Annotated in this window: 11 protein-coding genes and 1 pseudogene; 5 read left to right on the forward strand and 7 right to left on the reverse strand. The window is 70.6% G+C overall.

What is annotated here, in order from left to right:
* Entirely contained in the window at positions 1–1,389 is a 1,389-nt protein-coding gene (locus H6726_07890) for a hypothetical protein (GenBank protein ID MCB9657551.1), read from the forward strand.
* A gap of 72 nt (positions 1,390–1,461) precedes the next feature.
* On the opposite strand, the gene H6726_07895 is transcribed toward H6726_07890, so the two are convergent.
* A complete protein-coding gene (locus H6726_07895) occupies positions 1,462–3,093 on the reverse strand; it encodes a GMC family oxidoreductase N-terminal domain-containing protein (protein MCB9657552.1) in 1,632 nt (543 codons plus the stop codon).
* A gap of 231 nt (positions 3,094–3,324) precedes the next feature.
* Here H6726_07895 and H6726_07900 point away from each other — a divergent pair, with 231 nt between their 5' ends.
* Together H6726_07900 and H6726_07905 are read left to right on the forward strand one after the other, a co-directional pair.
* Complete coding sequence (locus H6726_07900; protein MCB9657553.1) at positions 3,325–3,948, forward strand: SMI1/KNR4 family protein; 624 nt, start codon at positions 3,325–3,327, stop codon at positions 3,946–3,948.
* A 96-nt stretch (positions 3,949–4,044) separates the two neighbouring features.
* Complete coding sequence (locus tag H6726_07905; protein MCB9657554.1) at positions 4,045–5,397, forward strand: hypothetical protein; 1,353 nt, start codon at positions 4,045–4,047, stop codon at positions 5,395–5,397.
* An 83-nt stretch (positions 5,398–5,480) separates the two neighbouring features.
* Here H6726_07905 and H6726_07910 read toward each other — a convergent pair whose 3' ends face one another.
* A complete protein-coding gene (locus H6726_07910) occupies positions 5,481–6,074 on the reverse strand; it encodes a DUF2378 family protein (GenBank protein MCB9657555.1) in 594 nt (197 codons plus the stop codon).
* Between the two features lie 189 nt (positions 6,075–6,263).
* Here H6726_07910 and H6726_07915 point away from each other — a divergent pair, with 189 nt between their 5' ends.
* Positions 6,264–6,824 carry a hypothetical protein gene (locus H6726_07915; protein MCB9657556.1) on the forward strand — a complete coding sequence of 187 codons (561 nt, stop codon included), beginning with the start codon at positions 6,264–6,266 and terminating at the stop codon, positions 6,822–6,824.
* 1,066 nt (positions 6,825–7,890) lie between these two features.
* Here the strand turns inward: H6726_07915 and H6726_07920 are convergent.
* Both H6726_07920 and H6726_07925 read right to left on the reverse strand, forming a co-directional pair.
* A pseudogene (locus H6726_07920) lies at positions 7,891–8,430 on the reverse strand (thrombospondin type 3 repeat-containing protein).
* Between the two features lie 197 nt (positions 8,431–8,627).
* On the reverse strand, positions 8,628–9,218 hold the full coding sequence (locus tag H6726_07925; protein MCB9657557.1) for a TetR/AcrR family transcriptional regulator: 591 nt from the start codon (positions 9,216–9,218) through the stop codon (positions 8,628–8,630).
* A 207-nt stretch (positions 9,219–9,425) separates the two neighbouring features.
* Between H6726_07925 and H6726_07930 the strand changes: the two genes are divergently transcribed.
* Positions 9,426–10,019: a hypothetical protein gene (locus tag H6726_07930; GenBank protein MCB9657558.1), complete on the forward strand. Its 594-nt coding sequence runs from the start codon at positions 9,426–9,428 to the stop codon at positions 10,017–10,019.
* Here H6726_07930 and H6726_07935 read toward each other — a convergent pair.
* From H6726_07935 to H6726_07945, 3 genes are read right to left on the reverse strand one after another with little or no spacing between them, the layout of a single operon-like run.
* Positions 9,923–10,372, reverse strand: coding sequence for a hypothetical protein (locus H6726_07935; protein ID MCB9657559.1), 450 nt, complete (start codon positions 10,370–10,372; stop codon positions 9,923–9,925). The genes H6726_07930 and H6726_07935 overlap by 97 nt on opposite strands.
* A 59-nt stretch (positions 10,373–10,431) precedes the next feature.
* Positions 10,432–10,986, reverse strand: coding sequence for a hypothetical protein (locus tag H6726_07940; protein MCB9657560.1), 555 nt, complete (start codon positions 10,984–10,986; stop codon positions 10,432–10,434).
* Between the two features lie 22 nt (positions 10,987–11,008).
* Positions 11,009–12,223: a thiolase domain-containing protein gene (locus H6726_07945; protein ID MCB9657561.1), complete on the reverse strand. Its 1,215-nt coding sequence runs from the start codon at positions 12,221–12,223 to the stop codon at positions 11,009–11,011.
* Between the last annotated feature and the right edge of the window lie 88 nt (positions 12,224–12,311).

Genomic DNA, 12,311 nt, shown 5'->3' on the forward strand with positions numbered 1-12,311 from the left:
ATGTCGTTCTGGAATACCGAGCTTCCTCCTCACGGCCCCTGCCCCACAGCGCGCGCGCGGAACCATGCCGCGCTCGCCCTGCTCGTCCTCGGCACGGTTGCCGGCTGCGGAGATGATGGCGGTTCGGGCACCCCCGACGCGGGTAGCGTGGACGCAGGCGAACACGACAGCAGCGTGCCTCTCGATGGCGCGCTGCCAGGCGCCGACGCGGACGTCGACGGTGGTGCCGAGCCGCCCTGCGCGCCGAACGGCGCGCCCTTCGGGGGAGGCGCGGGCAGCGCGGCCGACCCATTCACGATCTGCGCGACGAGCCAGTGGATGGCCCTCGACGAAGATCCAGATGCGCACTATCGGCTCACGGCGGACCTCGACTTCAGCGGCGTAACCTATACGCCGATTGCGGACTTCCGTGGCACGCTCGACGGAGGCGGCCACACGCTGAGCCACGTCACCATCGCCCCCGCAGCGGCGGCCGGCGCGCCGTTCGACGAGCTCAACGGCGCCACCCTCACGGACCTGCGCATCACGCAGCTCGAGGTCACGCACGCGGGCCCAGCAGCGGGCTTGGCACTCGAGTTGAGCCTACGGACGATCCCGAGCGGCACGCGGCCCAGCACGGTGCGCGACGTGCACGTCAGCGGCACGGTGACCTCCACCGGCAGCGACACGCCCGCCAGCGGTCTGGTGGGGACGTTCGTGCGGGGGACGGTCGAAGACGTCTCGTTCGAGGGCGCGGTCAGCGGGTTCAACGCGAGCGGCTTCGCCGACTGGGTACAGCAAGCCGGAACCGTACGCCGAGTACGTGTGGACGCGACGCTCGACGCCGCGAAGGACGCCGCGGGCGCCGTGCGCCTGACGCTCGGCACGCTGCGCGAGGTCGCGGTGCACGGGAGCGCCACGGGCGGCCTGCACGTCTCGGGGTTGCTCGGCGCGCTCGCCGGGGGGCTCCTGGCCGACGCCTACGCCGACATGGCGCTCACGCTGGACTTCACGTTCCCCATTGATCCAGGGGGCCTCTTGGCGGACCAGAGCTATCGCGCCGCGGGCGCGGTGACCGAGCCCCGCTACGGGACGCAGGTGCGCTTCGAGCGCGTCTACTTCGGTGGCACCATTACGGCGGACGAGCCGCCCGCGGCGGAGGAGACCGTGACGGATGGCCTGTTCGCCTGCTGGGGCGGCTACACCGGCTGCGGTGGCACGTGGGTAGGCAGCGGCTGCTACTGGGACACGGACACCTCGGGCGAGAGTGCGCCAGGCGGGGGCCGCACCGAGTGCGTGGGGCTCACCTCGGCGCAGCTCACGGTCGGCACCAACACCCCCGAGCTCGTGGCGCCGACGTGGACGCCGGCCAACGGCGCACCACCCCGGCTCGCGTTCGAGGACCTGTAGCCCAATCGCACCACGGCCTGTGGGCAGTGAGCGAGCGCGCCGATGGGGCGCGCCTGCTCTCCCCGCTCGCGCTCAGCCCTGCTTGATGAGCGCGGCCGCCTTCTCGCCGATCATGAAGCACGGAGCGTTGGTGTTGCCGCCCGTGATCTGCGGCATGATCGACGCGTCGGCGACGCGCAGGCCCTCGATGCCGTGCACGCGGCACAGCGGGTCCACGACCGCGTTCTCGTCCTTGCCCATGCGGCACGTGCCGACCGGGTGGTACACGGTGGTCGCGCGCAGGCGCACCTCGTCGGCCAACGCCTCGTCGGTCTGCGCGTGCACGCCGGGCGCCAGCTCCTCGCCGAGCAGGCTCGCCACCTTCGGGCTGCGCATGATCTCGCGGCCGAGGCGGATGGCCCGCACCAGCAGCTTGAGGTCGTCCGGGTGCTCGAGGTAGCGCGGGTCGAAGATGGGCGCGCCCTCGGGGTCGCTGTTGCGCAGCTTCACCTCGCCGCGGCTCTTCGGGTAGATGAGCGTGGGCATGATGGTGAAGCAGTAGCCGTCGTCCACGTGCGGACGGTCGGGGCCGTCCTGGTTGGGGTCGGGGTAGCCCCACGGCAGCGTGTGGAACTGGATGTCGGGGATGGGCTGGTCCGGGCTGCTCTTGAGGAACGCGCCCGACTCGAACACGGTCTTGCCGAACCAGGTGCCACCGCGCCCCACGGCGCCCAGCGCGAGCTCGCGGAACATGCCCGCGAAGAAGTGCCCCGGCGAGCCGCGGTGACCGCTGGTGGGCGCGCGGTAGGTGACGGGCACGAACAGGTGGTCGTGCAGGTTCTGACCGACGCCCGGCAGGTTGTGCAGCACGTCGATGCCGTGCTCCTTGAGGTGCGCGGCGGGCCCGATGCCGCTCAGCAGCAGCAGGTGCGGCGAGCCCACGGCGCCGGCCGAGAGGATCACCTCGCGCGTGGCCCGCGCCGTCAGCAGCGCGCGCTCCTGGCGGTAGCGCACGCCGACGCAGCGCTTGCCCTCGAACACCAGCTTGCGCGCGATGGCGCCGGTCTCGATGGTGAAGTTGGGGCGCTTCTTGGCGGGCTCGACGAAGGCCTCGCCGGTGCCGTAGCGGAGGCCGTCACGGCAGTTCATCTGGTACAGCGAGGGGCCGTGCTGCTCCTTGCCGTTGAAGTCGTCGGTGCGCGGCACACCCGTCACGTCGGTCACGGCGTCGATGAAGGCGCGCGACACGGGGCTGATCGAGCTCTCGTCGTGCTTGCCGATCTTCACGGGGCCGCCCGTGCCGTGCCACGGGTTGGGCCCGTCGGGGTGGTCCTCGAAGGCCTTGTAGTAGGGCAGCACGCCCTCGTAGTCCCAGCCGTCGGCGCCCATCTCGGCCCACTTGTCGTAGTTGGCCTTGTTGCCGCGCAGGTAGAGCATGCCGTTGACCGAGCTGCAGCCGCCCACGACCTTGCCCCGCGTCTGGGGCACCTGGCGGCCGTTCATGAACGGCGAGGGCTCGGCCTTGTAGCCCCAGTCGACCTTCTCCTTCAGCTCCTTCACCTGGTGTAGGAGCGAGATCATGCCGGGCACCTGAATGATCTTCTGCCGGTCCGAACCGCCGGCCTCGAGCAGCAGCACCCGCACGCTGGGGTCCTCCGCGAGGCGAGCGGCGATGACGGCCCCAGCAGACCCAGATCCCACGACGATGTAGTCGAATTCACGCATTTCGGTGCTGTCTCCTCGGCCCGGGCTGCCTGTCCGCCGGGCTCAGTGGGCGGCAATATACAACGTACACGTCGCCCCTCAACCCTTACAGCCACGCACCGACACGGCTGGGATGTGTACTCGTTTGCCGCCCCGTAGTCGCGCGCACAGGTCGCGCACGGAGGGCGCCACGCACGGGCTCACGCTCGCGCTCGCTGGTGAAGCCCGTGTCGTTGGCGCTAGGCTCCCGCCATGGACGAGATCTGGGGCCGCATCGAGGCGTGGTTCGCGGAGCACCTCCCGGACGCGCCCCTCGCGCTGCGTCCGGGGGCGAGCGAAGAAGCGATCCTCGCAGCCGAAGCGCGGCTCGGGCTCCGCTTCCCCGACGCGTTCCGCGAGTCACTGCGCGTGCACGACGGGCAGGACGACGCGTCTCCCGTGTGTTGGCTGCCAGGGGCCACGCGCCTCGCGTCCCTCGCGTCCATCACCGCGTGCTGGGAGCACGACCGGGCGCACTGGGACGCGGAGGACCCGGAGGGGCGGCACGACTGGCTGGACCGGAGCCGCCGCGTCCGTCAGGTGCACTTCCACCCGCGTCAGGTCCCCATCGCGGGGGGTCCGGATTGGGCCTACGACCGTCTCGCCCTGGACCTGGTTCCAGGCCCGGAGGGTCACAGCGGCCAGCTCATCCAACGCGACGACATCGACCTGGTGTTCATCGCGACGGACTTCGCGACCTTCCTCGGGCGCTTCGCCGACGGGCTCGAGCGCGGCACCATCGTGATCGGCGACCGTGAGGAGGAGCAGGTGTCGATGGGGTTCCGGTCGCCACGGGGCAAGAAGTGGGTCCGTCCGTCTCAGTATTTCGCCAGGTGAGCGCTCCCACGCCGACATGAGGACGCCGCGCTACATGAGCGAACGCTGGAGCGGGCGCGGCGCGCCGACCACGAGTTGTGTATGCTGCGCGGCCTCGTGACCCGCTTCGAACGCGCTCGCCTCCCCCTCGCCATCTACGTGCTGTGCGCCGGCGTGTACTGCGCCGTGCTGGGGCCGCGCGTCCTCGAGACGTCACCCGACAACCACTACGCGCACCTGGCGCAGGGCTTCCTCGAGGGCCGGCTCGCGCTCGAAGGGCGCCCCCCCGGGACCAACGACTGGGCCTGCTACGACACCGAGCTGCGCGGGCCGTGTCCGCCGGGCTTCTTCTTCCCGGGCGCCGCACCGGGCCGCTACAAGTGGTACGTCTCGTTCCCGCCCTTCCCGGCCGTGGTCATGCTGCCGGTCGTCGCGGTCGCGGGCGTGGACGCGCCAGACCGACTGTTCTGGGCGCTGATCGCCGCGCTGGGGCCCATGCTGCTGTTCATCACGCTGCGGCGGCTGCGCGAAGACGGTGTCACCGAACGCACCCTGCGCGACGACCTGCTGCTGACCGCGCTGTTCGCGTTCGGCAGCGTGTTCTTCTTTGTGGCCGTGCAGGGCACGGTGTGGTTCGCGGCGCACGTGGTGGCCGTCTCGCTGCTGTGCCTGTACGTCCATTTCGGGTTCGGCGCGCGGCGGCCGGTGCTGGCCGGGCTCATGCTGGGCCTGTGCTTCCTCACGCGCCCGACGACGGCGCTGCTGGCCATCTTCATGGCCCTCGAGATCGTGCGCGTGGCTCAGCGCGAGGCCGGAGCCGGCGCGCCGGAAGCGGACAGGCTCTGGGCCCAGCTGCGCAACGTCGACTGGCCGCGCGCGCTGCGCCTGGGCGCCCTCTTCAGCGCGCCCATCCTCGTGTGTGGCGGGCTCGCCATGTGGATGAACGAGGCGCGCTTCGACGACCCCTTCGAGTTCGGGCACGCGTACCTCCAGATCGGCTGGCGCGGACGCATCGATAAGTGGGGCCTGTTCAACTACCACTACGTCGCGCGCAACCTGGCCATCTTCACCTCGTCACTCCCGTGGCTCTCGGCCGAGCCGCCGCACCTGACCATCAGCCGGCACGGGCTCGCGCTGTGGGTCACCACGCCCGCGCTGCTCATGCTGTTGTCGCCAGCACGCACCAGCCCGGCCCTGCGCGCGCTGACGCTGGCCGTCATCCCCGTCGTGGTGCTGAACCTCATGTACCAGAACAGCGGCTGGGTGCAGTTCGGCTACCGCTTCGCGCTCGACTACATGCCGCTGCTGCTGGTGATGCTGGCGCTGGGCGGCAGGCGCTTCGGGAAGCGCTTCATCGCCCTCGGGGTGGTAGCCGTCGCCATCAACACCTTCGGCGCCATCACGTTCGACCGCGCGCACCAGTTCTACGACAACGACCGCACGCAGACCGTGCTGTTCCAGCCGGACTGAGTCGCGGTGTCCGGCGTCGCGCGCGACGCGGTCGCCAACATCGCCGAGACGGGCGAGCGGCCGACGCGCGGTTCCCGGCGCGCCTACACCCAGGAGACCTTCAAGACCATGCTGTTGTCGGAGGTCTGCCGCGGGTTCACGTACACCTGGCGCGTGACGAGCTGCAGGCCCCCTTGGATGACGCCCGCGAACCCCCAGCGGAAGTAGCGCACGCTGCACAGCGGGACCGCCAGGAACTCGACGACGACGTCCTTCGGCCCCGTCTGCGTGACCTTCAGCCCGCCTCCGCGAAAGATGCGCTGCGAGATGCTCGGCGCGCGCGACATGATGCGCACCGGGTCCACGGCGCCGGTCGCGCGGAGGCCACGAATCAAGGTGGCGATGTAGCTCTTCTGCACTCGGTCCCCGACGGCTCGCCCGATGGCCACGACCTCGTCGTCGTGTGGGACGAGCTTGTCCATGGTCTGGTAGTGAGCCTGCGCCAGCGGCATCTCGACCCACGACTGCGGCGTGAACGTGCGGATGGCTTCGTGGAAGCTGGGGTCGAGCGTGGCGAAGTACGCGTCGTTCAGGTCACGCTCGCGCATGGCCTGCAGCGAAGACCCGATGAGCGTCCCGCGGATGGCGGGGGTCACCGACGTGTCCACGGCGAGGTTGGCGACTTCCTTGGAGATCATGCGCTCGTCGGCGTGACCCGCCCTGCCGCTCGTACAGGCTCGGGGCCGCTTGGCGGGTCACGGGGTTGGGTCGTAGCGAGCCGAACCATGGGCCGACGATACACTGTTCTGGGGACGGAGGCGGCGACCACCTCGCCTCACCCCGACGGACCTTGGAGGAAGCGACGGCTGCGTGGTACCCACGATCTGATGCATCGGCCGCTCCGCCCCTCGTTCGCCCTTTCGCTGGTGGCCGCGACATCGCTGCTCGTGGTCGCCGGCGGCGCGCTCGCGCAGCACACGACCCCGCTGGTGAGCGTGAGCGACATCACATTCACGGTCGGGCGCGAGCCGCTCGACAACGCGTGGCTGCGGTCGCGCACGAGTCAGCTGGGCCCCGTCGTGCGCGAGCGCTGCTACGCGCCCGCCTTCACGCCCGAGGACGCCACGGCAGGCGTCCTCGAGGTGCGCATGTCGCTGGTGCGTACGGGCCGACTCACCGGCGTACGAGTCCGGCGCGCACCCGGGGGCTCCCTTCCCGCAGCAGTAGCGAGATGCGTGCAACGCGAGCTGGCGCGCACGCGGCTCGATGTGCGCCGCCGTCCCAGTGGGACGCCGATCGACGACAGTGACGTGGAGGTCGCGCTCGATGGACAGCCTCCCGAGCTGCAACGACCCATCCGGATCACGCTGCGCCTCACGCTCTCGGCCGCGAGCGCCGCGCCGGCGCCGTCCTCTGGCTCCGGCGTAGCGATACCCGCGACGGAGTGACCGCGCACCCGAGCAGCGGCGGTACCGCACACGACGACGGTTGGCTGCTCGTCCCGGGGCGGTCTCCGAACCGAGCGGATCAGGAGCACGCCCCGAAGCCCAGCGAGTCCAGCGCAGGGGGCGTGACGTCGGCGTGCGTCGTCCCTGCCTCCCCCGCATTCCCGTCCCACGTGGGAGACACGGTGCCGACACCGTAGGAGCCTCCCGACACGTCGACCACGCCGGTGTGACCGGCCGTGTCTCCGAAGCGCTTCACACGTCCACCGCCGCCCCCGCCCGCGCCAAAGCCCCAAGTGCCGTCACCCGGAGAGTCGGCGCCGTCTCCACCGCGCGCGGTGATCGAGCCTCCGCCCGAGATCACCGGCGCAGCGAGGAGCACACCGCCGCCGGCTCCTCCGCCCCCTCCCGTCGCATAGCCCGAGGTGCAGCCGCTCGGGATCGTCGCGGGCGGGGCGTCGCCGCCCGACATCTCGATCGCGCCCTCGAGTGTGACGGCGGTGTCCGCCACCAGGATCAGCGCTGCCCCTCCACGTGCGCCCGACGCGCCATCGATGCACGCGCTCCCGTTGCCCGCGGCACCGCCCCCGGAGCCGGGCGCGAGGTCCACGCCGGTCGCCGTGCCATACACGCTCCCCCCCGGCGCGTGGCAGACAGCCGCTCCCGGCACGTCGCACTGCGCGCATGCATTCCCCGCCTGGGCATAGCCGTCCATCGAGTTGCCGCCAGCTCCGCCATAGGCGCCGCCCCCACCCCCGTTCGGAACCAGTGAGCCGGCCGCTCCGCCGCACCCCGCCCCGGGACCAGCGCCCACGTGACCGCCTACGCCGCGTGCCGGGTACGCGGCCCCTCCCGCGAATCCACGCCCAGCACCATCGATGACTGCGCTGGGTCCCACATGGACATCGGGCGCATGGACGAACAGCCGGCCCGTACCATCGACCGCCGCATCGTGAGGCGTGATGCGCAGCGCACCCAGGATGCGGACCGACGCGGTGTAGCAGCGCGTGCCGTGCGTCTCGTGCTCGGCGCCCAGCGGGACGAACAGCACCGCACTCGAGTCCACGACCTCGTCGTCGCAGAGGTCGCCCCGTCCGTCACCGTCGTCGTCGGACTGCGCCGCGTTGGCGAGGGCGGCGCAGTTGTCACACGCGTTCCCCACGCCGTCAGCGTCGCCGTCCGCTTGGTCCAGGTTGGCGGTGACGGGGCAGTTGTCGGACGTGTCATCCACGCCGTCGTCGTCGTCGTCGTCGTCGCACGCGTCGCCATCGCCGTCATCGTCCGTGTCGACCTGGTCGGTGTTCGCCACGCGCGGGCAGTTGTCGAAGGCGTCGGGCACGGTGTCGGCGTCCTCATCGGGAGGGCCCGCGTCGAGGCCTTCGTCCAGCCCCTGGTCCGAGCCCAGGTCGGGCGAGCCCGCGTCGCCGCCACCGTCCGCGCCTTGGTCCGTCCCGAGGTCGGGCGACACCGACGCGTCTGGCGCGCCACCGTCCGGCGGGCCGCCATCCGCCATGCAGTCGCCGCGTTCGCAGGCGGGTGGCGGGTCATCACAACCGAAGAGGGCGCAGCCGCCCACGAGGGTCAGCGAGATCATGAGAGCACGTTGCATGAGACTCCTTGTCGAGCGCAGCTCGACTCAATAAGGCACTGTGTCTCATTAACAACGAGTCAACACGTCTCACAATTCCTCGCCTTGGTGAATTTCATCCCCGACGGAACGCGCATCGGCGGCGCTCTGCGCGAACACTCTCCCCCAAGCCGTCTACACGGGCGCCACGCTGCCCAGCGGGACAGGCGACGGATCGCCTACTGGCGACGCGTGTACTCCTCCATCGTGGAGGAGATCATCAGCATCATGGCGCTCCGCAGCCGGCGCCTCTCGGCCGCGCTCAGCGCTGGATGGAGCGCCACGTGGAGGCCGACCCCCTGCAAGAGAATGATGAACGAGCGAATGATGGCCTTGTCCTCGCGGAGCCCAGTCCGCTCGCGCCACCACCGGGCGATCTGCGCCACCTGCCGCTCGACGCGTGCGTCCCGGACAGCCAGCGCCGCGCTCCCCGGGCGGACCTCCTCCCGGAACATCGCGATGATGAGGCCTCGCTCCGCCGCGGCATCGTCCATCACCCGCCCGACGATGGCCTCGAGCCAGGGCTCGTCGCTGGACTGGAGGGCTTCCTCGAGACGGCTGGCCACGCGCTCCGCGTAGCGCCGATGGAGCGTGTCGACGATGGCTTCGACTCCGGTGAACGCGCGGTAGAACGTGGCACGCGACACCCCTGCAGCCTCCGCGATGATCTGCGGCGTCAAGTCCTCGGGCCCGTGCTCGCCGAGGAGCTCGAGCGTCGTCGACAGGATCTGCTCTCGTTGAGCCTCGATGCCGGGGCGGGGGGCGCTCACACGGCCGATATCGCTCGCCAGCCGCCGAGGTGTCAACCACTGGGGCCAGCCTGTGCCCGGGACGCGAGTGGGTCTGCCCGCCCCTCGATCCGCACGCGCCGGTGTTGGGACCGAGCCTCGAGGGCTCCCTTCTCCCGAACGCCGTTCCGGATGCGCGGCGACGGGCGGCGCGTTCCACGGAACACCGGTACGCTCGGCCTCGCATCGATGACGGACCACGGCCACCCTTTCCGCCTCGACATCGAGGTCCGCGCCCCGGCACGCTTCGCCGCGCTCCAGCACATGTTCGCCGCGCTCGCGCAACTGAAGCGCGCGCAGTTCCACACCGACGACGAGGACGAAGAGGACGAAGAGGACGAAGAGGTCGTCGAGCCCAACGACCCGCGTTGGCGATCGCTCCTCGACACCGAGGCCCTGGCGCACTTCGCGTCGGCCTTCGACCGGGACGGCGAAGAGGGCCGCACACACCAGCGCTTGTGGGAGCTGACCGAGCCCGCGCGCCGTGGTGACCCCATCTTCCAAGTCCCGGGCCCGTGGCCGTTCGACGCTGTCATCGCCGGGATCTACCGCGCCGAGTACATGCTCGAGAGGCTCACGCGCGTGAGCGAGGAGCACGCCGTGCTCACCTACGACCCCTTCGCGGGCCCGTTCGGTGGGACCGCGCCGCTGGTCGAGCTCGTCGAAGGGTTCGGGCAGCTCGTGCGCTACGACTCGTGGAACGTGGGGCCGCCGCATCGCCCCGTGGTGGGGTGGGACTTCGAGCGAGCCGCGCAGCTCGTCCGTGCGCGTCGCGGCGTGTAGCCCCTCACGGCGTAGACTGCGCGGAGGAGGCCGCCCGAAGCCGATGGACCCGAGAATCGCTCGCTGGCCCCCTCCTCATCCACCGCGAGCAACGCGGCATGGAGCGCCACGTCGCGCTCCGCTGCATCGAGCACCTGCGCAAAGAGGTCGGCAGACAACGCGCGCAGCACCTCGGTCATCAGACCCCACAGGTCGAACTCCTCCGGGTCCAGCTCCTGCATCGCATCGTTGATCGCCGCCGCGAACTCCACGTCCTCGAAAGCCGGACACTGCGCCAAGAACTCCTCGAGCGCGCCGAGCAACTCGTCGAACGCGGCCGCCGCGTCGTCTCGTCCCGCGTCATCGGGGTCCATGCTTGCGAAGCGTAGACCCTGCGGCGGGCACCGCAAAGAGCACCCCCACGACGCATGCGCTAGCGCGGCGTCCTGCGCATCCATGCAACGTTCGGAAGCAAGATGCGTTGTTCCGGGTCCCCGTCCCACGCTACGTCGAGCCCGGCGCGCTCGAGGATGGATACGAGACGTTCCCCCGCGTCGATCACCATCGCGTCGTCGAAGAAGGCGCCGAACGCGATCAGCAAGCCATCCCCTTCGAGGGCACGTTCGAGATCCTGCCCGTGATAGAAGCAGTAGCGGAGTGCCGAGCCACCACGCTCGTTTCGAAGCGCGAGGACCTCCGCGAGACCGTCCGACTGCGTGTAGCCAGCGTTCTGGAGCGTGATGAATCCATCGCGCTCGGCGGATTCGAAGGCGGCGTCGAGCCTGTCGCAGTCGGTCACTGCGGGCCACGCGCGTTCAGCCTGAGCCTTACGTTCGAACTCCAGCGCGACGGCAGATCGCAATGCATCTTCGTCGAGGTCGTCTTCCCAAACCTCGTCTGCGATGTCCCGAAGCTCTTCGGGTGCGTAGAAGCCCGACCAGACGGCAAACCGGATGGACTCGAGGAGGTGTGCACTGGGTTCCTTCATGGGTCCGTCTGAGAAGCAAGCGCTACGCGGCCTCCACCACGAAGCACGCCGTGGTCGTCGCGCTGCCGCCGATGTTCAGCGTCGCGACCCGGCGGGCGCCCTCGACCTGGTAGTCGCCTGCACGGCCCCCGACTTGCTTGGCGGCGTCGAGCAGCATGCGCACGCCGGTGGCGCCGACGGGATGACCGACACCCATCAGGCCGCCACTCGGGTTCAGCGGGACGCGCCCTCCAAAGGCGACGTCGCCGCGCTCGATGGCTTCGAAGCTGCGTCCGGGTGGGGTCAGCCCGAAGTGATCGATGGCCATGTACGCCGTGGGCGTGAAGCAGTCGTGCGTCTCGATGGCGTGCAGCGCGCTCGCGCCGGCGATGCCCGCACGACCGAACGCGTCGAGGATGGCGCCGCGCACGTGCGGGAACACGTAAGGCTCGCTGCGTGAGGCCGCGACCTTGTCCTCGTAGCGCAGCGTGCTGGTGCGGTGTCCGTGCCCCGCGATGCGTGCCGGCCGGCGCGTGCGTCCCAGCAACGAAACGAACGCTCCGTTCGCGAGGACGATGGCCGCGGCGCCGTCGGTGACCTGCGAGCAGTCGTGCTTGCGGATGCGCCCGTGCACCACCGGGTTCTTCTCGTCGGACTCGGCGTAGCTGAGCTCGTCCAGCGACCACCCGCGCGTCTGGGCGTTGGGGTTGCGCTTCGCGTTGGCGAAGAAGCTGGAGGCCAGCGCGACGAGGTGCGCGCGGTCGAGGCCGTAGCGCGCGTCGTACTCGTCCGCGAGCGACGAGAACATGGCGGGCCAGACGTACTTCACGCCCTCGGCTTCGCGACCGACCCACGCGGCTGCGCCAAGATGCGACGCGGCGACGTCGCCGTGTACGTTGCGCATCTGCTCGACGCCGACCACCAGCGCGCAGCGCGCGTCGCCCGCGCGGATGGCGTGCATGGCCCCCAGCGCGGCCATGCTGCCCGACGCGCACGCGGCCTCGTGTCGGCTTCCCGGCTTTCCGTCGAGCCCGGGGTGCAGCGCGGCGACCATCCCGGCCAGCTGTCCCTGCCCGGCGAAGAGCTCGCCCACGAAGTTGCCCACGTGGAACGCGTCGACGTCTTCCGGGTTCACCCCGGCGTCCTCGAGCGCCGCGGGCACGACCGCAGCGAGCATGTCGAACAGGCCGAGCCCCTTGCGCGACCAGTTCATCGCGAAGTCCGTCTGCGCGCCCCCGAGGATGTAGATCGGTTCCATCCCCGGAAGCGTGCATCAGGCGCCCGACGAGCGCGAGCGTCGTCGAGCATGCGTGACGCGCGCCTTGCAGACAGCCGAGCGGAACGCC

The organism is Sandaracinaceae bacterium (assembly GCA_020633055.1).
Lineage (GTDB): Bacteria > Myxococcota_A > Polyangia > Polyangiales > Houyiibacteriaceae > JADJJE01.

Coding starts and splice junctions, on each gene's coding strand:
- H6726_07890 (MCB9657551.1), top strand. CDS start 1: ATGTCGTTCTGGAATACCGAGCTTCCTCCTCACGGCCCCTGCCCCACA.
- H6726_07895 (MCB9657552.1), bottom strand. CDS start 3,093: ATGCGTGAATTCGACTACATCGTCGTGGGATCTGGGTCTGCTGGGGCC.
- H6726_07900 (MCB9657553.1), top strand. CDS start 3,325: ATGGACGAGATCTGGGGCCGCATCGAGGCGTGGTTCGCGGAGCACCTC.
- H6726_07910 (MCB9657555.1), bottom strand. CDS start 6,074: ATGATCTCCAAGGAAGTCGCCAACCTCGCCGTGGACACGTCGGTGACC.
- H6726_07915 (MCB9657556.1), top strand. CDS start 6,264: ATGCATCGGCCGCTCCGCCCCTCGTTCGCCCTTTCGCTGGTGGCCGCG.
- H6726_07930 (MCB9657558.1), top strand. CDS start 9,426: ATGACGGACCACGGCCACCCTTTCCGCCTCGACATCGAGGTCCGCGCC.
- H6726_07935 (MCB9657559.1), bottom strand. CDS start 10,372: ATGGACCCCGATGACGCGGGACGAGACGACGCGGCGGCCGCGTTCGAC.
- H6726_07940 (MCB9657560.1), bottom strand. CDS start 10,986: ATGAAGGAACCCAGTGCACACCTCCTCGAGTCCATCCGGTTTGCCGTC.
- H6726_07945 (MCB9657561.1), bottom strand. CDS start 12,223: ATGGAACCGATCTACATCCTCGGGGGCGCGCAGACGGACTTCGCGATG.